Source organism: Pseudomonas sp. TE50-2, assembly GCF_040813665.1.
Lineage (GTDB): Bacteria > Pseudomonadota > Gammaproteobacteria > Pseudomonadales > Pseudomonadaceae > Aquipseudomonas > Aquipseudomonas soli.
This window is the reverse complement of sequence record NZ_JBFNXN010000001.1, coordinates 2,336,562-2,359,009: the sequence shown is the minus strand read 5'-3', so window position 1 is coordinate 2,359,009 and position 22,448 is coordinate 2,336,562. Positions and strand designations below refer to the sequence as shown.

General features: G+C 65.2%; 21 protein-coding genes. 7 read left to right on the top strand and 14 right to left on the bottom strand.

Features of this window, described 5'->3' with window-relative positions; translation table 11 throughout:
* Positions 1-56 precede the first annotated feature (56 nt).
* On the top strand, positions 57-995 hold the full coding sequence (locus AAHK21_RS10720) for an LD-carboxypeptidase (RefSeq protein ID WP_367857233.1): 939 nt from the start codon (positions 57-59) through the stop codon (positions 993-995).
* A gap of 34 nt (positions 996-1,029) precedes the next feature.
* Here the strand turns inward: AAHK21_RS10720 and AAHK21_RS10715 are convergent, their stop codons facing one another.
* The 5 genes from AAHK21_RS10715 to leuS all read right to left on the bottom strand — a co-directional run bounded on the left by AAHK21_RS10715 (position 1,030) and on the right by leuS (position 7,012).
* On the bottom strand, positions 1,030-2,343 hold the full coding sequence (locus AAHK21_RS10715; protein WP_046857275.1) for a lytic murein transglycosylase: 1,314 nt from the start codon (positions 2,341-2,343) through the stop codon (positions 1,030-1,032).
* Positions 2,344-2,405: 62 nt separating this feature from the next.
* Positions 2,406-2,570, bottom strand: a complete 165-nt coding sequence (gene arfA / locus AAHK21_RS10710) for an alternative ribosome rescue factor ArfA (RefSeq protein WP_023630277.1) — start codon at positions 2,568-2,570, stop codon at positions 2,406-2,408.
* 91 nt (positions 2,571-2,661) lie between these two features.
* Positions 2,662-3,699: a DNA polymerase III subunit delta gene (gene holA / locus AAHK21_RS10705; RefSeq protein WP_367857232.1), complete on the bottom strand. Its 1,038-nt coding sequence runs from the start codon at positions 3,697-3,699 to the stop codon at positions 2,662-2,664.
* Positions 3,700-3,737: 38 nt separating this feature from the next.
* Positions 3,738-4,343 (bottom strand): LPS assembly lipoprotein LptE, encoded by a 606-nt coding sequence (gene lptE / locus AAHK21_RS10700; RefSeq protein WP_367857231.1) that lies wholly within the window; start codon positions 4,341-4,343, stop codon positions 3,738-3,740.
* A 62-nt stretch (positions 4,344-4,405) separates the two neighbouring features.
* A complete protein-coding gene (gene leuS / locus AAHK21_RS10695) occupies positions 4,406-7,012 on the bottom strand; it encodes a leucine--tRNA ligase (RefSeq protein WP_367857230.1) in 2,607 nt (868 codons plus the stop codon).
* A 237-nt stretch (positions 7,013-7,249) separates the two neighbouring features.
* Between leuS and AAHK21_RS10690 the strand changes: the two genes are divergently transcribed.
* Both AAHK21_RS10690 and AAHK21_RS10685 read left to right on the top strand, forming a co-directional pair.
* A complete protein-coding gene (locus AAHK21_RS10690) occupies positions 7,250-7,564 on the top strand; it encodes a hypothetical protein (RefSeq protein ID WP_367857229.1) in 315 nt (104 codons plus the stop codon).
* 123 nt (positions 7,565-7,687) lie between these two features.
* Complete coding sequence (locus AAHK21_RS10685) at positions 7,688-8,449, top strand: YdcF family protein (RefSeq protein ID WP_367858979.1); 762 nt, start codon at positions 7,688-7,690, stop codon at positions 8,447-8,449.
* A 32-nt stretch (positions 8,450-8,481) separates the two neighbouring features.
* On the opposite strand, the gene lnt is transcribed toward AAHK21_RS10685, so the two are convergent.
* The 8 genes from lnt to AAHK21_RS10645 form a co-directional block, all read right to left on the bottom strand.
* Positions 8,482-9,999 (bottom strand): apolipoprotein N-acyltransferase, encoded by a 1,518-nt coding sequence (gene lnt / locus AAHK21_RS10680; RefSeq protein ID WP_367857228.1) that lies wholly within the window; start codon positions 9,997-9,999, stop codon positions 8,482-8,484.
* Between the two features lie 8 nt (positions 10,000-10,007).
* A complete protein-coding gene (locus tag AAHK21_RS10675; protein WP_023630352.1) occupies positions 10,008-10,847 on the bottom strand; it encodes an HlyC/CorC family transporter in 840 nt (279 codons plus the stop codon).
* Positions 10,848-10,873: 26 nt separating this feature from the next.
* Positions 10,874-11,347, bottom strand: coding sequence for an rRNA maturation RNase YbeY (gene ybeY, locus AAHK21_RS10670; protein WP_023630353.1), 474 nt, complete (start codon positions 11,345-11,347; stop codon positions 10,874-10,876).
* Positions 11,340-12,338, bottom strand: a complete 999-nt coding sequence (locus tag AAHK21_RS10665) for a PhoH family protein (RefSeq protein WP_023630354.1) — start codon at positions 12,336-12,338, stop codon at positions 11,340-11,342. The genes ybeY and AAHK21_RS10665 overlap by 8 nt, the downstream gene beginning before the upstream one ends.
* A gap of 179 nt (positions 12,339-12,517) precedes the next feature.
* The gene (locus tag AAHK21_RS10660) at positions 12,518-13,063 is read right to left on the bottom strand and encodes a tetratricopeptide repeat protein (protein ID WP_367857227.1); all 546 of its coding nucleotides are present in this window, start codon (positions 13,061-13,063) and stop codon (positions 12,518-12,520) included.
* Positions 13,064-13,286: 223 nt separating this feature from the next.
* A complete protein-coding gene (gene hemL, locus AAHK21_RS10655; protein WP_038707284.1) occupies positions 13,287-14,570 on the bottom strand; it encodes a glutamate-1-semialdehyde 2,1-aminomutase in 1,284 nt (427 codons plus the stop codon).
* Between the two features lie 17 nt (positions 14,571-14,587).
* Positions 14,588-15,211: a thiamine phosphate synthase gene (gene thiE, locus AAHK21_RS10650; protein WP_367857226.1), complete on the bottom strand. Its 624-nt coding sequence runs from the start codon at positions 15,209-15,211 to the stop codon at positions 14,588-14,590.
* Positions 15,212-15,225: 14 nt separating this feature from the next.
* Positions 15,226-16,023 (bottom strand): hydroxymethylpyrimidine/phosphomethylpyrimidine kinase, encoded by a 798-nt coding sequence (locus AAHK21_RS10645; protein WP_038707286.1) that lies wholly within the window; start codon positions 16,021-16,023, stop codon positions 15,226-15,228.
* Positions 16,024-16,288: 265 nt separating this feature from the next.
* Between AAHK21_RS10645 and AAHK21_RS10640 the strand changes: the two genes are divergently transcribed.
* From AAHK21_RS10640 to AAHK21_RS10625, 4 genes are all read left to right on the top strand, one after another.
* Complete coding sequence (locus tag AAHK21_RS10640; protein ID WP_367857225.1) at positions 16,289-18,280, top strand: sensor histidine kinase; 1,992 nt, start codon at positions 16,289-16,291, stop codon at positions 18,278-18,280.
* A gap of 100 nt (positions 18,281-18,380) precedes the next feature.
* Positions 18,381-20,033, top strand: a complete 1,653-nt coding sequence (locus AAHK21_RS10635) for an acyl-CoA dehydrogenase family protein (protein WP_367857224.1) — start codon at positions 18,381-18,383, stop codon at positions 20,031-20,033.
* A gap of 77 nt (positions 20,034-20,110) precedes the next feature.
* On the top strand, positions 20,111-21,574 hold the full coding sequence (gene amn / locus AAHK21_RS10630) for an AMP nucleosidase (protein WP_367857223.1): 1,464 nt from the start codon (positions 20,111-20,113) through the stop codon (positions 21,572-21,574).
* Positions 21,575-21,580: 6 nt separating this feature from the next.
* Positions 21,581-22,210: a pseudouridine synthase gene (locus AAHK21_RS10625; protein WP_367857222.1), complete on the top strand. Its 630-nt coding sequence runs from the start codon at positions 21,581-21,583 to the stop codon at positions 22,208-22,210.
* Positions 22,211-22,231: 21 nt separating this feature from the next.
* Here the strand turns inward: AAHK21_RS10625 and AAHK21_RS10620 are convergent, their stop codons facing one another.
* Positions 22,232-22,435: a DUF2788 domain-containing protein gene (locus AAHK21_RS10620; RefSeq protein ID WP_023631482.1), complete on the bottom strand. Its 204-nt coding sequence runs from the start codon at positions 22,433-22,435 to the stop codon at positions 22,232-22,234.
* Positions 22,436-22,448 lie beyond the last annotated feature (13 nt).

Genomic DNA, 22,448 nt, shown 5'->3' with positions numbered 1-22,448 from the left:
ATCGGCATTTTTTTTGAGCTGCATGTTTCAAGCGACGAGCTGCAAGGAGTGGCGCGATGAATTGCCTGGAGACCGCTGAACCCCTGTTGCCCAAGGCACTGCCTGGCAACGCCCGTTTCGCCATCATCGCCCCGGCTGGCCCGGCGCGGCTGGATACCGACAAGGCTCGCCAATGGTTCGAGAAGCGTGGCCACCAGTGCCGGATCTACCCCGGGGTGCTGCAGGCGGACGGCTACCTGGCGGGCAGCGACGAGCAGCGCCTGCGAGACCTGCATGACGCGTTCCGCGCCCCGGACATCGACGCGATCCTATGCATGCGTGGGGGCTACGGCAGCATGCGCCTGCTGGACCGTATCGACTTCGACTTGATCCGCCGTCACCCCAAACCACTGGTGGGCTACAGCGATATCACAGCGTTGCATACGGCGATCAACCGGCATGCGGGGTTGGTGACTTTCCATGGGGCGATGCTCAATGCCGACTTGCTGGGAGCGAAGCTGGAGCCGACCGTGCGCTCATTGTTCGACCAGCTTGGCGGGCAGGTAGTGGCGGGGGACGAGATTGCCCATCCGGCGGATTTTGCGCTGACCGGAGTCATTCCCGGCGTGGCCAGTGGCAGGTTGGTTGGCGGCAACCTGTCGGTGCTTGGGGCAACATTGGCGACCTTGGGCGAAGTCGATACCCAGGGCAGTATCCTGTTCATCGAGGACGTCAACGAGCCGCTCTATCGTGTCGACCGCCTGCTGACCCAATTGCGCCTGGCCGGCAAGCTCGCGGGCGTGCGTGGTGTACTGGTGGGGGATTTTGCCGGGATCACGGTCGCGGCCATGACGCCCTTGCTGCTGGATACCTTCGGCCCGCTCGGGGTGCCGGTGCTGGCGGGGTGGCGTAGCGGGCATTGTGACCCGAATGTGTGCCTGCCGTTGGGGGCACGGGTAAGGCTCGACGCGGGAGAGAAGCGGCTGGTGCTCGAACAGGCCTTGTTCAACGCCTGAAACAGTCGGGGCCGCTTTGCGGCCCCGGTACGTTCTAGCGACGCAGGCTGTCGAGCAGCTTGTGCGTCGGATAACCATCCGCCGGCCAGCCCTGCGCCTGCTGCGCATTGCGAATGGCCTTGCGGGTATTGGCGCCGATGATCCCGTCGGGATTGCCCGCCTCATGGCCACTGGCGTTGAGCAAGGTCTGCAGCTCGATACGTTCGCTGCGGCTCAGCGGCAGGTCTTCTTTCGGCCAGCTGCCGGCAATGAACCCCCAACCGTAGAAGCGATCCCCCAGCAGGCTCACCGCCAGCGCGTAGGAGGACGAGTTGTTGTACTTGAGGATCGCGCGGAAGTTGTCCAGCACCAGGAACGCCGGCCCACGGGCACCGGCGGGCAGCAGCAGGGCAGCGGACAGCTGGTTGCTGCCTGCGGGCAATGCGGTGCCGGCGGGCAGTTTCACGCCCAGCTGCAACCATTCGCTGACGCTCTTGCGCTGGCTGCCATCGGCCAGCCACCAGTCGAAGCCGGCAGGTACCTGTACCTCGAAGCCCCAAGGCTGGCCACGCTTCCAGCCGGAGGCCTGCAGGTAGTGCGCGGTGGAGGCCAGCGCATCGGCGGTGCTGTTCCAAATGTCACGGCGACCATCACCGTCGAAATCCACCGCGTGGGTGAGGTAGGTGGTCGGGATGAACTGGGTCTGGCCCATGGCGCCGGCCCAGGAGCCGCGCATCGCGTCAGGCTGGATGTCGCCGTTTTGCAGGATCTGCAGGGCGGCGATCAGCTGGTCCTGGGCAAACTGTGGGCGGCGGCCTTCATAGGCCAGGGTGGCCAGCGAACGGATCACCGACTTGCTGCCCTGGAACTGGCCGAAGTTGCTCTCCATGCCCCACACCGAGACCAGCACCTGGCGGTCGACGCCGTAGCGTTGCTCGATGCGTGCCAGCAGCTCGGCATTCTGTTCGAGCAGTTTCTTGCCGTTGCGTACGCGCAGCGGCGACAGGGCACCGTCCAGGTATTCCCAGACCGGGCGGGTGAACTCCGGCTGGCTGCGGTCAGCCTTGATCACGTCCATGTCCGGGGTGACGCCGAGGAAGGCACGGTCGAACAGACTGGCGCTGATCCCGGCTTGCAGGGCTTGCTCGCGGAAACCGGCCTGCCATTGGGCGAAGGTCTGCAGGGGCTGGATTTCGCTGCTGCTATCGGGCGTGGTGCCGGGCAGCGTAACGACGGGTGCGGGCTGGGCGGGTGCCAGCGGCAGGGCATCGGCGGCGGTGGGTTTCTCGGCGCAGGCGACGAGCAGGATGAAGCTTGTGGCCGCGATCAGCTGGCGGGGTTGCCAGCGGAGAGTGAGACGAGAGGGCATGCACAGATCCAGAATTGCAGGTCAGGTGCCGACCATACCATGCCTGCGCATTTCATGCCTTTTCAGGCGGCCATAAAGCAGGAAGCCTCCCAATCTCTCGATTGGAAGGCTTCGCGGCGGTAGCTGCCTTTGCCTTTTCCTGCCTGTTCCTGGCGGCAGCGGAACAGTGGTTGGGCGATGATCGACTTGGCCTTGTTGGGGCCGTGCTTTTTCGGCTTCTTGCTCATGGCGGGTTCCCGGTCTGGGTGGATTGCGGGCGCACTTTAGGCCTGTAGCGCTATGTGAGCCAATTGATTGTGTTTATGGCGGTGGGGCGCTTTATTCGGCGGGCAGCGCCAGGCGCTGTCCGGCCATGAGCAGCGACAGGCGCGCCAGACTGGTCCACGGCGAGCCCTCGGCCTGGCCCTTGATCTGTGCATCGATACGCTGGGCATCCTGCAGCAGCATGGCCCAGCGCTGTGCAGAGAGGCGCTGCAGGGCCTTGCTCACCAGTGGGCGGCGCTTGTCCCACACCGGCGGGCGCGCCTGGCTGAAGGCCTTGTCCAGCGGCACGCCCTGGCTGAACTGCTGCGCGAGGCCGGCCAGCAGGCGCAGTTCGCGGGCAAGGGCCCAGAGAATGACCGGCGGCTCGACACCTTCGCCACGCAGTCCTTCGAGCATGCGCAGGGCATGAGCCGCTTCGCCATTGAGAATGGCATCGACCAACCCGAACACATCGAAGCGGGCGCTGTCGGCGACAGCGGCCTGGACGGTTTCGACGGTGATCTGGTTGCCCTCGGCGAGCAACTTGAGCTTCTCGATCTCCTGGGCGGCAGCCAGCAGGTTGCCCTCGACGCGGGCGGCGATCAGGTCGATGGCGTCACGCTGGGCCGACAGGCCGGCCTGGGAAAGGCGCTGGTTGATCCATTGCGGTAGTTGCTGGGCGTCCACCGGCCAGATCTGGATGAACTGGCAGTACGCGCCTTCGATCAAGGCCTTGCCCCACTTGGTTTTCTGCGCGCTGCCATCGAGCTTGGGCAGGCTGATCAGCAGCAGCGTGTCCTCGGCCGGGTTGGCGCAGTATTCCATCAGCGCGGCAGCGCCTTTGTCGCCGGGCTTGCCCGAGGGCAGGCGCAGCTCCAGCAGCCGGCGCTGGGCGAACAACGACAGGCTGGCCCCGGCCAGCAGCAGGTTGCCCCAGTCGAAGTTGGCATCGGCGCTGAACACCTGGCGTTCGTCGTAGCCCTGCTGGCGCGCGGCGCCGCGGATGGCGTCGGCGGCCTCCTGGCACAGCAGCGGGTCATCGCCGCTGACGATGTAGACGGGCGCCAGCTGGCCTTGCAGGTGCTTGTTGAGTTGGGCGGGGGAGAGCTTCATGGCGAAGGGCGGGGCACCTAAGGGTGCCCCGTTCAGGCTCAGGGTGCCGGGACTTCGATTGGCGACTGCTGCGGCGTCTCGTCCTGGATACGCTGGGCTTCCTGGAGGGCACGGGCTTCAGCCTTGGCGCGCTCGTCGGCCTTGTGCTGCAGGTCTTGCAGGCGCGCCGGAGTCAGCTGCTGCAGCCGGGCCATCATGCCTTGTACCAGATCGCGGCGCATTTCCTCGCGAACCTGGTTTGCTTCCTGGCCGGAACCGTTGACGTTGTTGCCGTTGTAGACGTAGTACTTCTGTACTTGCAGCTTGTCTTCCAGCAGCACGCTGTCGTTCTGGCCTTCAATCGCGTAGCTCAACACGGTGGTCAGCTCGTACTCTGCCGAACGGTTGCCGCCGCTGTAGGTGGCGGCACGCTGGGATTCCTGCTCGTTGGTCAGTACCAGTTTGTACGGTGCGCCGGCGTAGACCTTCACACCGCTGCTTTCCAGGGTCCGACGCAGCTGCATGACAGTGGCGCCGTACTGGTTGCGGGCGCCGAGGTCCAGTTCCTTGATGCTCAGTTCATTGGTGCCGGTGCCGCGCAGCTGGAAACCGCAGGCGCTGAGCAGCACAGCCAGGCCCATTACCAGCAGATTGCGTTTGATCATGTGTGTTGCTCCCTCGTGGACCGATTACGCCCGCTTGCAGGGTGTGCAGGCGGGCGTTGCCATCAGTTGGCGACGATGTTGACCAGTTTGCCCGGAACGACGATGACCTTGCGGATGGTCAGGCCGTCGGTAAAGCGCAGGACGTTCTCGTTGTTGCGAGCGGCGGCCTCGACTTCCTCGCGGCTGGCGGCAGCCGGCATTTCCACCTGACCGCGGAGCTTGCCGTTGACCTGAACCACCAGGGTCACGGTGTCCTGCACCAGTGCGTTCTCGTCGACCGTCGGCCAGGCCGCGTCGATCGCCGCCTGGTCGTGGCCCAGTGCTTTCCACAGCTCATGGGAGATGTGCGGGGTGATCGGTGCCAGCAGCAGGGTCACGGCCTCGAGGCCCTCCTGCAGCAGGGCGCGGTCTTGAGCGGTGGCCTGTGGCGCCTTCTCGAGCACGTTCATCACGGTCATCACCTGAGCGATGGCGGTGTTGAACTTGTGGTACTGGCCCACGTCGGTGCTGGCCTGCTTGATCGCGGCATGGACGGCACGGCGGATGACTTTCTGCTCGTCGCTCAGGGCGGCGATGTCCAACGAGCCCGGCAGGCCTTGGGCCACGTGGGCCTGGGCCAGGCGCCAGACGCGGCGCAGGAAGCGGCTGGCGCCTTCGACGCCGGAGTCGGACCATTCCAGGCTCATGTCGGGTGGCGAGGCGAACATCATGAACAGGCGGCAGGTATCGGCGCCGTACTGCTCGATCATCGACTGCGGGTCAACGCCGTTGTTCTTCGACTTCGACATCTTCTCGGTGCCGCCGATTTCCACCGGCAGGCCGTCGGTCTTCAGGCGCGCGCCGATGATCTTGGCCTTGGCGTCACGCTCGATCTCGACGTCGGCCGGGTTGAACCAGTCCTTGCCGCCGTTGCTGGCGACGCGGTAGTAGGTTTCGGCGACGACCATGCCCTGGGTCAGCAGGTTCTTGAACGGCTCGTTGGAGGTGACCAGGCCTTCGTCGCGCATCAGCTTGTGGAAGAAGCGCGCATACAGCAGGTGCAGGATGGCGTGCTCGATGCCGCCGATGTACTGGTCTACCGGCAGCCAGTGGTTGGCGGCTTTCGGATCCACCAGGCCCTTGTCGTAGTTCGGCGAGGCGTAGCGGGCGAAGTACCAGGACGACTCGACGAAGGTGTCCATGGTGTCGGTTTCGCGCTTGGCCGCGGTGCCGCATTTCGGGCAGGTGCACTCGTAGAACTCGGGCATGCGCGCCAGGGGCGAACCGGCACCGTCCGGTACCACGTTTTCCGGCAGGGTGACCGGCAGCTGGTCTTCCGGCACCGGCACGTCGCCGCAGGACGGGCAGTGGATGATCGGGATCGGGCAGCCCCAGTAGCGCTGGCGGCTGATGCCCCAGTCGCGCAGACGGAACTGGGTGCGCGACTTGCCGAGGTCCTTGCGGATCAGCGCGGCCTCGATGGCGTCGAAGGCGCCCTGGAAATCCAGGCCGTCGAATTCGCCGGAGTTGATCAGCTGGCCATGCTCGCCGTAGGCGGCCAGCCATTCGCTGCCGACTTCGTCGCCGACGCTGGTGCGCACCACCGCCTTGACCGGCAGGTTGTACTTGTGGGCGAATTCGAAGTCGCGCTCGTCGTGCGCCGGCACGGCCATGACCGCGCCATCGCCGTAGTGCATCAGCACGTAGTTGGCGACCCATACCGGCAGCTTCTCGCCGGTCAGCGGGTGCTCGACGAACAGGGAAGTGGCCATGCCCTTCTTCTCCTGCGTGGCCATGTCGGCCTCGGCGACGCTGCCGCTCTTGCACTCGTCGATGAACGCCTGCAGCGCCGGGTTGCCCTGGGCGGCCTGGGTTGCCAGCGGGTGTTCGGCGGCGACGGCCACGTAGGTGGCGCCCATCAGGGTGTCCGGACGGGTGGTGAAGACTTTCAGGGTGCCCGCATGACCGATGCTCGCCTGGTCATAGGGGAACTGCACTTCCATGCCGCGGGACTTGCCGATCCAGTTGCGCTGCATGGTCTTGACCTGCTCGGGCCAGCCCGGCAGCTCGTCGAGGCTTTCCAGCAGCTCGTCGGCGTAGTCGGTGATGCGGAAGTAGTACATCGGAATTTCGCGCTTCTCGATCAGCGCGCCCGAACGCCAGCCGCGGCCGTCGATGACCTGCTCGTTGGCCAGTACGGTCTGGTCCGCCGGGTCCCAGTTCACGGTGCCGTTCTTGCGGTAGATGATGCCTTTTTCGAACAGGCGGGTGAACAGCCACTGCTCCCAGCGGTAGTAGTCCGGCTTGCAGGTGGTGACTTCACGCGACCAGTCGATGGCCAGCCCCAGGCTCTTGAGCTGGGTCTTCATGTAATCGATGTTCTCGTAGGTCCACTTGGCCGGGGCGACGTTGTTCTTCATCGCGGCGTTTTCCGCCGGCATGCCGAAGGCGTCCCAGCCCATCGGTTGCAGGACGTTCTTGCCCAGCATGCGCTGGTAGCGGGCGATCACGTCACCGATGGTGTAGTTGCGCACGTGGCCCATGTGTAGCTTGCCGCTCGGGTACGGGAACATCGATAGGCAATAGTAGGTGTCTTTGCCTGGCTGTTCGGTGACAGCAAACGATTGTTGCTCGTCCCAGGCATTCTGGGCGGCGGCTTCTACATCACGGGGCGTGTATTGTTCGTGCATGGCTACTTTGTATTGAGAGATAAGAGACATGTTCCAGGCAGCTCGACCTCGCTGCGTCCGGCACTCCGGGATCTGCAAGAGTGAACGCCGTAGCATACATGAGCGCCGCGCATCGTGGGAAACCCTGATTGCATCGCCCGCCGCGCGGGCCGTTGGTCGCAGCGCCCGGCCGCTTTTACGAGTGACGCTAAGCTCATTTGTGGGGGGAGATATTCTTACCTTCAATGAGGTGAACGGATGGGAGAGTCGCAACTAACCGCAAGCAAACCGGAGCTATACGAACGCCTGATCGACCGCCTGGGCCTGGCACTGGAAGTGGCCAGAACCTCCGTGCGATTGCGCGACGAGATGCCTGCCGAACTGGAGTTGCGTGGCCTGAGCCATGCCGAGTTCGAGGTGATCAAAGCCTACCTGGAATCCCTCCCGGAAGGCCGATTTGCCAGTGCCGGTGCCTACCCGCAACCGGAGCCGTCCTCGGCCAGGATCGTCTGGCTCAAGGACCGCAGGCGCCCCGGCGCCGCAGCCAGCTCCAGGACATTGCCGTCCCGATAGCCGTTCAGGGTTGCAGGCGCGGCGACGCGCCGGTTTTCGCAATGCACGCATCGATCGGCGCCGGTTGCCCTTGAGGTCCGGCGCCGATCCTCTTAGGCTGCACGCCTTCCATGGAGGTCTGTGATGCCGCTGCGCTTTTTCATCAAACAATGGTTGATGCCGCCCGGCGTCCTGTTCTTGTTGCTGCTGGCCGCCTGGTGGTGGCGCCGTCGCCGTCCACGCCTGGCGGCAGGCTGTTTTGTTTTGGGGCTGGGCGGCTTGTGGTTGATGAGCCTGCCTCTGGTCGTACAGCAAGGTGCGCGAGTGCTCGAGACTGAGCCAGCGCTGGGCGTCGATGACTGGTCGAAGCTGGCGACCAGGGCCGACGCCATCGTGGTGCTGGGCGCTGGACGCGAACGTGGAGATCCGGCTTGGGGTGGCGCGGATCAGCCCACCTTCCTGGCATTGGAGCGCATGCGCTATGGCGCCCAGTTGGCGAAGGCCTCGGGGTTGCCGGTTTTGACCAGTGGCGGCCTGCACTATGGCACTCCGCCCAGCGAGGCCCAGTTGATGGCTGACCGCCTGCAAGCCGATTTCGACGTGAAGGTGTCCTGGAGAGAAGAAGCCAGCCGAACCACTTGGGAAAACGCTGAGCTCAGTGCCAAGATCTTGCAGCCACTGGGTAAAAAGCGGGTGGTGGTGGTGACACAGGCCTGGCACATGCAGCGCTCGCGCTGGAGTTTCGAGCGGGCCGGGTTCGAAGTGGTGCCGGCACCGGTGGGGTTCCTGGGGAGGGATCATGCGCGGCCGTTCGCGGGATTGCTGCCAGAAAGTCGGGCAATGTGGCAGAGCGGGCAGTTGCTCAACGAGGTGGCGGGGTTAGTGGGGTATCGCCTGTTCTACTAAGACTTGGGCCGCTACGCGGCCCAAGGGATGCTTCAGACGGTCCGCGCAATGCGCCCGGCCAGCAACGCCCAGCCCAGCAGCAGCACGCAGACGATCGCCAGCGGCCACGAGCGCCATTGCAGGTACGGCGTCAGTTGTTGCATCGGTACCACCTCGCCATACAGCACGGCCCGCTGGAACTGCGGGACCTGCGTGGTGATCCTGCCGAATGGGTCGATCAGCGCGGTCACGCCGTTGTTGGTGGCGCGGATCATCCAGCGGCCGGCCTCCAGCGCGCGCATCTGGGCCATCTGCAGGTGTTGCAGCGGGCCGATCGAGGTGCCGAACCAGGTGTCGTTGCTGATGGTCAGCAGCAGGTCGCTGCGTGCGGCCAGGCTCGCAGCGAACTCGGGATAGACCACTTCGTAGCAGATGTACGGGGCGACCTGGTACCCCTTGGCCTGCAGCAGTGGCTGGTCCGCGGGACCACGGGCGAAATCCGACATCGGCAAGTTGAAGAACTCGATCAGGCCGCGCAGCATGTCCTGCAAGGGCACATACTCACCGAAGGGCACCAGCTTCTGCTTGAGGTAGGTGCCGTCGCCTTCGCCGGCCACAGTGATGCCGTTGAAGTAGCGGCGTTGGTGGTGAACCATCTGCCGTACCGGCACCCCGGTGATCAGCGCCGAATGCCGTTCGGCGGCGAAGGCACCCATCATGTCGATGTAGCCCTGGGCCTGGTCCTTGAGCACCGGCACGGCGGTTTCCGGCCAGATCAGCAGGTCGACGGGTTTCGAGCTGAAGCTCATGTCGCGGTACAGCGCCAGTTGCGCATTGACGTGCGCCGGGTCCCACTTCAGGTCCTGCTCGACGTTGCCTTGCAGGGCCGCGACCTTCAGCGGATCGCCTGCCGGCTTGGTCCAGGCGTGATCCTTCAGGGCCAGGCCGATGATCCATGGCGCCACCAGCAACACGACACCAATGGCCAGGAACGAGCGGCGCTGGCGCAGGCGATGGAGGTTGCACAGCAGGGCGGCGGTAAGCGCCAGGGCGAACGAGATCAGCCACACGCCGCCCAGTGGCGCGAGGCCTGCGAGGGGGCCGTCGAGCTGGCTGTAACCTGCGTAGAGCCACGGGAAACCGGTGAGGAACCAGCCCCGGAAGGCCTCTTGCAGCAACCACAGGGCGGCAAAGCACAAGGCGTCGGCCAGCGGCGCCTCGTCGCGGCGCAGCCAGCGTGCCCAAAGCCAGGCGGGCAGGGCGAAGAAGAAGGCCAGGCAGGCGAAGAATGCCAGTAGCAGCAGGATCGCCAGCAGCGGCGAGGCGCCACCGTAGGTGTTCATGCTGACGTAGATCCACCAGGTGCCGGCACCGTAGAGGCCGAAGCCGAAACACCAGCCCCGGCCCAGGGCCTGGCGCGGGCTCAGTTCGCGCAGCCCTGCATAGAACAGCGCGAGGGACAGCAGGGCCAACGGCCAGATGTCGAAGGGGGCCAGGGCCAGCAGGGTGGAGGCGCCGGCCGCCATGGCCAGCAGGTTACCGGGCCAGCCGGGGCGGGTGATCCAGCGCATGTTCGTCCTTAACGGTTGATCGGTGTCAGGCGCAGCAAGTGTATCCGGCGGCTGTCGGCATTGAGAATGCGGAAGCGGTAGCCGCCGATCTCGGTGGTTTCGTTACGTTTGGGCAAATGGCCGAACGCACTCATCACCAGGCCGCCGACCGTATCGAACTCGTCATCGGAGAACTCGCTGTCGAAGAACTCGTTGAAGTTCTCGATCGGGGTCAGTGCCTTGACCAGGAAGTCGCCGCTGGGCAGCGGCTTGATGTAGCTGTCTTCCTCGACGTCATGCTCGTCCTCGATATCGCCGACGATCTGCTCGAGCACGTCCTCGATGGTCACCAGCCCCGCCACGCCGCCGTATTCGTCGATGACGATGGCCATGTGGTTGTGGTTGGCGCGGAACTCGCGCAGCAGCACGTTCAGGCGCTTGGACTCGGGCACGAAGGTGGCCGGGCGCAGCAGGTCCTTGATGTTGAAGCTGTCGCCGTTCTCCTTGAGGATCAGCGGCAGCAGGTCCTTGGCGAGCAGGATGCCGAGCACATCGTCGTGGCTCTCGCCAATCACCGGGTAGCGCGAGTGCGCGGCATCGATCACTGCCGGCAGGAACTCGCGGGGCGACTGGTTGGCCTTGATGCTGATCATCTGCGAACGCGGCACCATGATGTCGCGCACCTGCAGGTCGGCGACCTGGATGGCACCTTCGACGATGGTCAGCGCTTCGCTGTCGAGCAGCTTGTTCTGATGGGCTTCGCGCAGCAGCTCGAGGAGCTCCTGGCGGTTTTTCGGCTCATGGGCAAAAGCCTGGGTCAGCTTACCCAACCAGGACTTTTGCCCGTTGCTCGATCGGTCTTCGCTCATGGCGGTTACTCGTGATCCTTGCAGTATCAGTGTGTGATTGTTTCGGTTTCGTCGTCGGCGTAAGGGTCCGGATGACCCAGTTCCGCCAGCAATTGTCGTTCCAGCGCCTCCATTTCCTCGGCCTCATCGTCTTCGATGTGGTCGTAGCCGAGCAGGTGCAGGCAGCCGTGGATGACCAGGTGCGCCCAGTGCGCCTCCAGGGACTTGCCCTGTTCGGCGGCCTCGCGCTCGACCACCGGCACGCAGATCACCAGGTCGCCCAGCAACGGGATGTCGAGCAGCTCGTCGGGGACGTCGGCGGGGAAGGACAGCACGTTGGTGGCGTAGTCCTTGTGCCGGTAGGTGTGGTTCAGCTCGCGGCCTTCGGCGGCGTCGACCAGGCGGATGGTCATTTCCGAGTCGGCGCTGCGCTGGCGCAGGGCAAGTTCGCACCATCGGCGGAAGGCGGCGTCATCGGGGGCAGCGGCGTCCGTGGCCCGTTGCAGGTCGAGTTCAAGCATCTTTGCCGGGTGCCTCGGGCTTGGACTGACGGGCTTCGAAGCGGTCGTAGGCTTCGACGATACGCTGCACCAACGGGTGGCGTACCACGTCCTTGGGCTGGAAATGGGTGAAGCTGATGCCTGGCACGTCCTTGAGCACCTCGATCACATGGGCCAGGCCCGACTTGGTGCCGCGGGGCAGGTCGACCTGGGTGATGTCACCGGTGATCACCGCGGTCGAGCCAAAGCCGATGCGGGTGAGGAACATCTTCATCTGTTCGAGCGTGGTGTTCTGACTCTCGTCGAGGATGATGAAGCTGTTGTTCAGGGTGCGGCCGCGCATGTAGGCCAGCGGCGCGATCTCGATCACCTGGCGCTCGATCAGCTTGGCCACGTGCTCGAAGCCAAGCATCTCGTAGAGCGCGTCGTAGAGCGGGCGCAGGTACGGGTCGATCTTCTGGGCCAGGTCGCCGGGCAGGAAACCGAGCTTTTCGCCGGCCTCGACCGCCGGGCGCACCAGCAGGATACGGCGCACCTGTTCACGCTCCAGCGCATCGACCGCGCAGGCCACGGCCAAGTACGTCTTGCCGGTACCGGCCGGGCCGATGCCGAAGTTGATGTCGTTGGCCAGGATTTCCTTGACGTAGCGCTGCTGGTTGACGCCGCGCGGGCGGATGTTGCCCTTGCGCGTGCGCAGCGAGACGCTGACTTCGTTGACGGCCGGGTTCTCGAGGCTCTCTACCGCCGATTCCTGGAGGTAGAGGTGGACCGTTTCCGGCGACAGGTCGGTGGCCTTGGTCTCGCGATAGAGGCGGCGCAGCAGTTGTTCGGCGGCAGAGGTGGTCTTGGGTTCGCCGATCAGTTCGAACTGATTGCCGCGGTTGCGGATCTCGATGGCCAGGCGTTGTTCGATCAGGCGCAGGTGCTCGTCGAACTGGCCGCACAGGTTGGCGAAACGGTGGGCCTCGAAGGGTTCGAGGATGAAGCGATGGGGTTGTATGGGTGCGTTCAAGGTCGTTTTTAGCCGCTCGACGGCAATGAATGTGAACTCAAGAATAACCCTTGAGTGGCAGTGGCGAAAGCACTGAAACGATCAAGGGTCGCTGGGAAGCGTCCGATCCGTGCGTCAAGCATGGCAGGGCAAGTTGACGAATCGATGATGCCGGGGCCAGCGCCGGGCCGGGCAACGGTTCAGGGAAGCGGGGAGAAGGGCGTGCGTCCTTCGGCGTTCTGCAGTTCCAGCAGGTATTTGCGGAAGATCTGGCCGAGTACCTGGGTGGCGTGTTCGAGCTCGTCGCGGGGCATTTGCTCGGTGACTTCGTCGGCCATGTCCAGGGCGTCTTCGGCACCGTTGACCGCGGCGATCTTGAGCAGGATGTAGGCTTGCACGTTGTTGGCCTTGACCCCTTCACCGTGGAAGAACATCGAGCCGAGGCGGTACTGTGCTTGCGCCTGGCCTTGCAGCGAGGCTTTCTCGAACCATTTGAGCGCGTTGTCGAGTTGACGCGGTGTGCCGCTGTAGTAGAACTCGCCCAGCTCGTACTGCGCTTCGGCGTCCCCTGTCTGCGCGGTCTGCTCGCAGGCCTTCAGGGCATTGGGCAGGTCTTCGGGCGCGGTATCGAGGGCGCAGCGGCCCGTCGTTGGAATCAGCAACGAATTACCGCCCTCCGCCAAGGCCAGCAGGGGCTGAAGAAGCAACAGGCAGCCCAGGGTAAGGGCGCGGCCGGTGCGGTTCATGGGGATCGACTTACCTCTGCAAAGCTACGGCCAATGTCTCTGGTGGCACATTATGGGATAAGCAGCGCCTACCTTACAAAGATTTACGCGAATTTCTACAACGGGGTAAGCAGGGCAAGGGTGTGACGGGGTTAACGCTTTGCTCATTTGTCGCCTGTAGCGTTCTCATCGCGGGGCAAGCCCGCTCCCACGCCTTATCTGTCGTGGGAGCAGGCTGACGCCCTTACTTCAGCTTGGCAAATGCCCGCTCGGCCGCATCCAGGGTGATCTGCAGCTCCTTGTCGCCATGGGCGATGGAGGTGAAGCCCGCCTCGAAGGCGCTTGGCGCCAGGTACACGCCGCCTTCGAGCATCAGGTGGAAGAAGCGCTTGAAGCGTTCGGCATCGCTGGCCATCACGTCGTCGAAGGTGACGATGTCGTCGGCGCCGCTGAAGTACAGGCCGAACATGGCGCCCGCCTGGGTGGTTACGAACGGGATACCCGCAGCGTCGGCGCGCTGTTGCAGGCCATCGAGCATGCGGCTGGTGAAGGCACTCAGCTCGTCATGGAAGCCCGGGCGGCTGATCAGCTTCAGGGTGGTCAGGCCGGCGGCCATGGCCAACGGATTGCCCGACAGGGTACCGGCCTGGTAGACCGGGCCCAGCGGGGCGATGCAGCCCATGATCTCGCGCTTGCCACCGAAGCAGCCGACCGGCATGCCGCCGCCGACGATCTTGCCGAAGGTCGACAGGTCGGGGGTGATGCCATAGTGGCCTTGGGCACCGCCGAGGGAGACGCGGAAGCCGGTCATCACCTCGTCGAAGATCAGTACCACGCCGTGCTTGTCGCACAATGCGCGCAGGCCTTCGAGGAAGCCCGGCGCCGGCGGCACGCAGTTCATGTTGCCGGCCACCGGCTCGACGATGATGCAGGCCACGGTCTGGCCGACGTCGGCCAGGGTCTTCTCGACGGCGGCGATGTCGTTGAACGGCAGGGTCAGGGTGTGCTTGGCGAAGTCCGCCGGCACCCCGGCCGAGCTTGGCACGCCCTGGGTCAGCAGGCCAGAGCCGGCCTTGACCAGCAGGCTGTCGGAGTGACCGTGGTAGCAGCCTTCGAACTTGATGATGGCGTCACGGCCGGTGTAGCCACGGGCCAGGCGGATGGCGCTCATGGTCGCTTCGGTGCCGGAGCTGACCATGCGCACCATCTCCATCGACGGCACGATCGAGCAGACCAGGTCGGCCATCTCGGTTTCCATGGCGGTCGGCGCGCCGTAGGACAAACCGTGCTCCAACTGCTTGCGTACGGAGTCCAGCACGTCCGGATGGGCATGGCCGAGGATCATCGGGCCCCAGGAACCGACATAGTCGACATAGCGCTTGTCGTCTTCATCGATGACGTAGGCGCCTTCGGCGTGCTTGAAGAACAGCGGGGTGCCGCCGACGCTCTTGAAGGCGCGCACCGGCGAGTTGACGCCACCGGGGATGTGTTTCTGGGCTTGGGCGAACAGGGCTTCGGAACGGGACATGGGATCTTCTCTCGAAATCAGCAAGCGAACAGGGCATTGAAGGCGCGGGCGCGGCGGGTGACTTCCTGCGCGCTGTCGGCACCGAACAAGCCGTGGATCACCGCCAGCAGGTCGGCGCCATGGGCGACCAGCGGGGCGGCGTTGTCGAGGGTGATGCCGCCGATCACCGCGATCGGCAGCTTGACCTGGGCGCGGGCCTGCTCCAGCAGCTCGACGCTGGCAGCGGGCGCGCCCGGTTTGGTGACGGAATTGAAGAAGCGACCGAAGGCGACATAGCTGGCGCCCTCGTCGGCGGCCTGCTGCGCGAGGTCGAGGCTGGCGTGGCAGGTCGAGCCGATGATCGCCTGGCGGCCGAGCAGGGCGCGGGCCGGCGTGAGCGGGCCATCGGTCTGGCCAAGGTGCACGCCAACGCCCAGGCGGGCAGCCAGTTCGGCGTCGTCGTTGATGATCAGCTCGGTGCCGTAACGCTCACAGAGCGTCTTCAGCGCTTCGGCCTCGCGCAGTCTGTGGGCGGTATCGTCGCTCTTGTCGCGGTATTGCAGCAGACGAACGCCACCTTCCAGCGCCGCTTCAACGTGGGAGAGGAAACGGCCGGCCAGCAGCTGGCTGTCGGTGATCGCGTACAGACCGCGGAGCTTCATCGGATGGCCTCGTGTCAGGAACAGAAATCCAGGGGCAGGCGGCGCGGCACGTACTGGCCCTTGCCCAGCTGTTCTGCGTCGCGCAGGGTGCGCCAGGTGTAGTCCAGGGCGCTGCGCACGGCGCTGGTCAATGCTTCGCCCAGGGCCAGGCGGCCGGCAAGGGCGCTGGCCAGGGTGCAGCCCGAGCCGTGGTAGCTCCCCGGCAGGCGTTGGCAGGTCCAGGTGTGCTGCTGACCGTCGCGGCTGTACAGGCGGTTGTGGATTTCAACCTCGTCGCCGTGACCGCCGGTAATCAACAGGTGTCTACAGAACGGCAGCAGTTTTTCGGCGCACTCGTCCGCGGTGCCTTCGGGCAGTTCCGCCAGAATGCGTGCTTCCGGCAGGTTCGGCGTGGCGATGGTGGCCAGCGGCAGCAGGCGTTCGCGCAGCGCGTAGCCGACCTCGTCCTTGCCCAGGCGACCACCGCCACCGGCGCGCAGCACCGGGTCGCAGACCAGTGGCAGGTGCGGGTGGGCGGCCAGCAGTTCGGCGACGGTGTCGACCATCTCGATCGAACCGAGCATGCCCAGCTTCACTGCGGCCACCGTGGAGTCGGCCAGCACGGCGTTGGCCTGGGCCAGCACCCACTCGCGGTCAAGCACGCGGAAGTCGGAAACGTTGACGGTATCCTGCACGGTCAGGGCGGTCACGGCGGGTGCGGCGTGACAACCCTGGGCGATCAGGGCTTCGATATCTGCCTGCAGCCCGGCGCCACCACTGGGGTCGTGGCCGGAGAGACAGAGGACAACGGGGCGGGAGCTGTAGGTATTCATGGTCGGCGAGCTTATCACCAAACCTTTTTGTGCGGTTCGGTCGCGGCGAGAGAATTGCTGATCAAGTGGTCAGGTTGGTTTTGTTGAATATTCTGAAATGTGCGTTCTAGAGCCTCTGCATTGAAATTCTCAGTAGCTGCTGAGCAGTGCTGGAGGCTATGCTAGAGTGCTCGGATAACTCGATGAACGGGTTCTGCCGGATCACGTCGTCTCAAAGGGAAGGGAGGCAACCGCGACGCGACCGGACAGGCCATGCTGGGGCTGTATGCGCTATTTGCTGATTGTGCTTCTGGGCTGCTTGCCCCTGCTGGCCGGAGCGGTCGAATTCGACGACGCCACCGGGCGCTTGCCGCTGGGTCGCTACATGCAGGTCTATGAAGACCACGATGGCAGCGCCAGCATCGCCCAGGTCAGTACCGCCGCATTCGCCGGACGCTTTCATGCCCATCACGACGAGGTGCTCAACGCCGGCTATTCGACCTCCGTTTTCTGGCTCCGTGTCGATCTCGCCTATGCAGCCACGTCTTCGCCAGCACCACGCCAGTGGTTGCTGGAGCTTGCCTACCCGCCGCTGGATCATCTGGAACTCTATCTGCCGGACGCCCAGGGCACTTATCGGCTGGCCCAGCGCACGGGTGATGCCCTGCCCTATGCCAGCCGGCAGATCCGCCAGAACAACTACCTGTTCGAACTGCCACTGCGCCCCGGCCAGGCGACGACCGCCTACCTGCGCCTGCACAGCCAGGGTTCGATCCAGGCGCCGCTGACATTGTGGTCGGCCCAGGCCTATCTGGAAGACCAGCCCACGCGTCTGTATGTGCTGGGCATGATCTACGGCGTGCTGCTGGTAATGCTGGTGTACAACCTGTTTCTCTACCTCAGCGTGTGTGATGTCAGCTACCTGTACTACATCCTCTACATCGCTTCGTTCGGCCTTTATCAGGTCTCGGTCAATGGTGCTGGCATCGCCTACTTCTGGCCCGACAGCCCCTGGTGGGCCAACGCCGCCACGCCATTTTTCATCGGCGCCGCCGGGCTGTTCGGCTGCCAGTTCGCCCGTCACTTCCTGCAACTGGGCAACCTCAGCCGTGGGCTCGACCGCCTGCTGAAGGGGTTGATGGCTGGCGGCGCGCTGGTGATGGTGCTGGCGGTGACCCTGCGTTACGGCGTGGCGCTGCGCATGGCCACGCTGCTGGCGTTGTTGTTCACCGTGAGCATCTTCAGTGCGGGGTTGTATGCCTGGTGGCGCGGCTTGCGCGTGGCGCGCTGGTTCATCATCGCCTGGACGGCCTTCCTCGTCGGCGGGCTGGTCAACACCTTGATGGTGCTGGGGTACCTGCCCAACCTGTTCATCACCATGTACGCCAGTCAGTTGGGCGCTGCGCTGGAGGTGGCGCTGTTGTCGCTGGCCCTGGCCGACCGCATCAACAGTTTGCGTGAGCAGCAGGCTCAGGCCCTGCGTGACACCGGGCGCACCCTTGAGCAGTTGAACCTGCAACTGGCCCGCAGCAACCGGCTCAAGGACGAGTTCCTCGCCACCGTGACCCACGAACTGCGCACGCCGATGAACGGCGTGATCGGTTCGCTGGAGCTGCTGCACACCCTGCCCATGAGCGCCGAGCAGGCTCAGTACCATCGTACCGCCACCGGCTCGGCCCAGGACATGATGGCGATGGTCGACGATATCCTCATCCTCACCGAACTGCAGGCCGGGCGCCTGCGCAACCATGGCATGGCGTTCAGCCTGCGGCGCCTGCTCCAGGAACTGCGGGCCGGTTATGCCAGCCAGGCGCTGGCCAAGGGCCTGTACCTGAGCCTGGACATCCCCGCCGACCTGCCCGACAGCCTGGTCGGCGATGCGCAGAAGCTCGCCCGCTGCCTGGCGTGCCTGGTGGACAACGGGCTGAAGTTCACCCACCAGGGCGGCGTTACCGTGCAGGCCCGTGGCCGGCGTACCGGACCTGACAGCCTGGCCCTGAGCCTCACGGTCAGCGACAGTGGCATCGGTTTCGACGATCTGGACCAGGCGGTGCTGTACCAGCGCTTCTTCCAGGTGGACGGTTCGATGACCCGGCGCTATGGCGGATTGGGGATCGGCCTGTCCATCTGCCGCCAGTTGAGCGAGTTGATCGGCGCCAAGTTGTCCCATGAATCCACGCAGGGGCTGGGCAGTCGATTCGAGCTGACGCTGCCCCTGGCGGTGGCACGGGTGCAGGCTCCACCGGCGCGTGCCGCCTCGAGCCTGGACCGCTTCTGAACAGAGGTGCCCCCGATGTAGTCCGTTTTGTCACTTTGACTGACCGGCCCGCGGTGCTTCACTGGGTTATCCAGGCATGACCGGATCCAGGAGGCCCACGATGAACCTGCACCAGTTCGCGGAAACCCACGAAGTCACCAACCAGCCGCCGTCCCTCGACGGTGCCAACCTCTACCGCCTCGACCAGCCCTTGCAGGAGTGGTCGCGGCGCTTCGGTGCCGGCTGGGCCGAGTCGCGGATCGACGCCTACGGCGCCCTGGCCGGTGGCCCGCTGATGGCGGCGGGTTTCCTGGCCAATGCCCACAAGCCCGAGTTCAGCAGCCATGACCGCTATGGCCACCGCATCGACCTGGTGGAATTCCATCCCGCGTATCACCAGTTGATGCGTACTGCCGTCGAGCATGGCCTGCCCTCGTTGCCGTGGGCGGAGCCACGAGACGGTGCCCACGTGGCCCGGGCCTCGATGACCTACCTGCACAGCCAGGCCGAAGCCGGTACCGGCTGCCCGCTGACCATGACCTTCGCCGCCGTGCCGGCCTTGCGCCTGCAACCTGAGCTGGCCGGCTACTGGCTGCCCAAGGTCCTTGCCCGCGAGTACGACCCGCGCAATGTCGGCGACCGGCACAAGACCGGCGTCACGATCGGCATGGCCATGACCGAGAAGCAGGGCGGTACCGATGTGCGCGCCAACACCACCCGCGCTTACCCGGTCGGCGCGCCCGGGCCGGGCCAGCCCTATGAACTGGTGGGGCATAAATGGTTCTGCTCGGCACCGATGTGCGATGCCTTCCTTACCCTGGCGCAGACCGACAAGGGCCTGAGCTGCTTCCTGTTGCCGCGCCACCGCCCTGACGACAACCGCAACCAGTTCTACATCCAGCGCCTGAAGAACAAGCTGGGCAACTGTTCCAACGCTTCCAGCGAAGTGGAGTTCCGTGGTGCCCTGGCCTGGATGGTGGGCGAGGAGGGGCGCGGCGTGCCGACCATCATCGAGATGGTGGCCATGACCCGCTTCGATTGCATGGTCGGCTCCAGCGCCTTGATGCGCCAGGCCTTGACCCAGGCCGCGCATCACTGCGCCCACCGCAAGGTCGGTGGGCGCGTGCTGGCCGAGCAGCCCTTGATGCAGAACGTGCTCGCCGACCTGGCCCTGGAAAGCGAGGCCGCATTGGCCCTGAGCCTGCGCATGGGCCAGGCGCTTGATCGGCTCGACGACCCGCAGCAGGCACATTTTGCCCGCCTGGTGACAGCCGTGGGCAAGTACTGGATCTGCAAGCGCGCCCCCGGGATGATCAACGAGGCCGCCGAGTGCCTGGGCGGCGCCGGCTACGTCGAGGACAGCATCCTCCCGCGGCTGTACCGCGAGGCGCCGGTCAACTCGACCTGGGAGGGCTCGGGCAATGTGCAGTGCCTGGACGTGCTGCGCGCCTTGTCGAAGGAGCCGGGTGTGCTGGAGGCACTTTTCACTGAGCTCGGGGACGGGCATGGCGACCCACGCCTGGCGGCGTTCATCGGCAACCTCAAAGGCGCCTTCGCCGATACCGGTGATATCCAGTACCGCGCCCGGCAGCTGACCGAGGACATCGCCGTGGCGCTGCAGGCCAAGCTGTTGCTGGAGGCGGGCAACGCCACGGTGAGCGATGCGTTCATCGGCAGTCGGCTGGGCGCTGGCGGGCGGGTGTATGGTGCGTTGCCGCGCGGGGTGGATGCTGCGGCGCTGGTGGCCAGGGCCACGCCGGCGTGGGCCGGGTAACGCCATCGCGGGGGTGTTTTTACCCTGCAACGCAGGCAAGATGGTTGTCATGCATTCCATAAGACAGGAAGCCCAGCGTGAGCCAAGCGTTTGTAGTCGTTGAAACCCCCGAACAGGCCGTCGACCGTCTGGCGGCCTTGCATGAACAGGCCACCGGTGCCCTGAGCCAGGCCCTCAAGCGCTACCTGAAAGACCGCACCGAGCCCGGTGACGAAGAACGCGCGCTGTTTCGCTACCCGGCCCTGCGCCTCATCTATTCCAGCCAGGGCGAAGTCGCCGCGACCACCCGCGCCTACGCCAAGGTCCAGGTGGATGGTACCTACAGCGTCACCGTCACCCAGCCCGCGGCGTTTCGTGGCTATCTGCTCGAACAGCTGCGCCCGTTGATGCACGACTACACAGTGACCGTGGAAGTCGGTGTCAGCGAACAGAACATCCCGTACCCCTACGTGGTCGACCAGGGCGATGAGCTGGCGGGCAGCGGCATCACCGCGGCCCAGCTGGCACGCGTTTTCCCCAGCACCGACCTGTCGGCGGCCACCGACAACACCGCCGATGGCCTGTACGACTGGGAAAGTGCCGAGACCCTGCCGCTGGCGCTGTTCGACGCCGCCCGCGTGGACTTCTCCCTGCGCCGCCTGGTGCACTACACCGGCAGCGACTGGCGGCACATGCAGCCATGGATCCTGCTGACCAACTACCACCGCTACGTCGACCAGTTCATCGCCCATGGCCTTGAGCAACTGCGCGAGGATCCACGCTTCGTACGCATGGTTTTGCCGGGCAACGTGGTCATCGAGAAAGGCATGGACAACGGCGAGGCCCAGGCCCTGGTTGCCAGCGTGGTCTGGCACCGCTACCAGATGCCGGCCTACCACCTGATTGCCGCCGACGGCGATGGCGTGACCCTGGTCAACATCGGCGTCGGCCCGTCCAACGCCAAGAACATCACCGACCACCTGGCGGTGCTGCGTCCGCACTGCTGGCTGATGATTGGTCACTGCGGCGGCCTGCGCCAGTCGCAGACCATCGGCGACTATGTGCTGGCGCATGCCTACATGCGCCGCGACGGCATCCTCGACCGGGTAGTGCCGCCGAACATCCCGATCCCGGCCCTGGCCGAGGTGCAGTTGGCGTTGCAAGAGGCGGCCGCGCAGGTCACTGGCGAGCGTGGCGAGCAGTTGAAGAAGCGCCTGCGTACCGGCACCGTGCTCACCTACGACGACCGCAACTGGGAGCTGCGCTGGGCCCAGGAGCGCCCGCTTATCAACCTGTCCCGTGCCGTGGCGGTGGACATGGAAAGCGGTACCATCGCCGCCCAGGGCTATCGCCTGCGCGTCCCCTACGGCACCTTGCTGTGCGTCTCCGACAAGCCGCTGCACAGCGAGATCAAGCTGCCGGGGTCGGCCAACGCCTTCTACAACCGCGCGGTCAGCCAGCACCTGAAGATCGGCATCGCCGCCCTCGACCTGCTGCGCACCGAGCTCAACTCGCTGCACTCGCGTAAACTGCGCAGCTTCGATGAGCCGCCGTTCCGCTGAGGATTCATGCCCCTGCCACCCCGTAGCACCCCGCGTCGCCCTGCGGCGCGACCCACCGGCCCGCGTCGCCAGCCCAAGGCGCCGCCGGCCGAGCCGCGCCTGATCCTGTTCAACAAACCGTTCGATGTGCTCACCCAGTTCAGCGACGGTGAGGGGCGCGCCACGCTCAAGGATTTCATCGACATCCCCGGCATCTACCCGGCCGGGCGCCTGGACCGCGACAGCGAAGGCCTGCTGTTGCTGACCAACGACGGGCGCCTGCAGGCGCGGATCGCCGACCCCAAGCACAAGCTGGCCAAGACCTACTGGGTGCAGGTGGAGGGCGAGCCGAGCGAGGAGCAGTTGCAGCGCCTGCGCGAGGGCGTCCAACTCAACGACGGGCCCACGCTACCGGCGCAGGCACGTCTGCTCGAGGAACCCGAGTTGTGGCCGCGCAATCCACCGGTACGTTTTCGCAAGAGCGTGCCGACTGCCTGGCTGGAGCTGGTGATCCGTGAAGGGCGCAACCGCCAGGTGCGGCGGATGACGGCGGCGGTGGGGCTGCCGACCTTGCGTCTGGTGCGGGTGCGTATCGGTGACTGGACGATCGAAGGGTTGCAGCAGGGATGTTGGCGGGAAGTGGCGGCGAAGCTGTAGTCGCCGCCCCAGGTGGGGTTGTCAGACCCCTTCCAGGAACCCCACCACCACGCTTTTAATGATGAACGCCAGCACGCCAAGGCCCAGCACGAAGAACAGGATCAGCGTGCCGAAGCGGCCGGCCTTGGACTTCTTCGCCAGGTCCCAGACGATGAAGCCCATGAAGGCGATCAGCACGGTGACGAGGATGATCATCATCCATTCTTCGAATACGGCGGGATCCATCGGTTTACTCCAG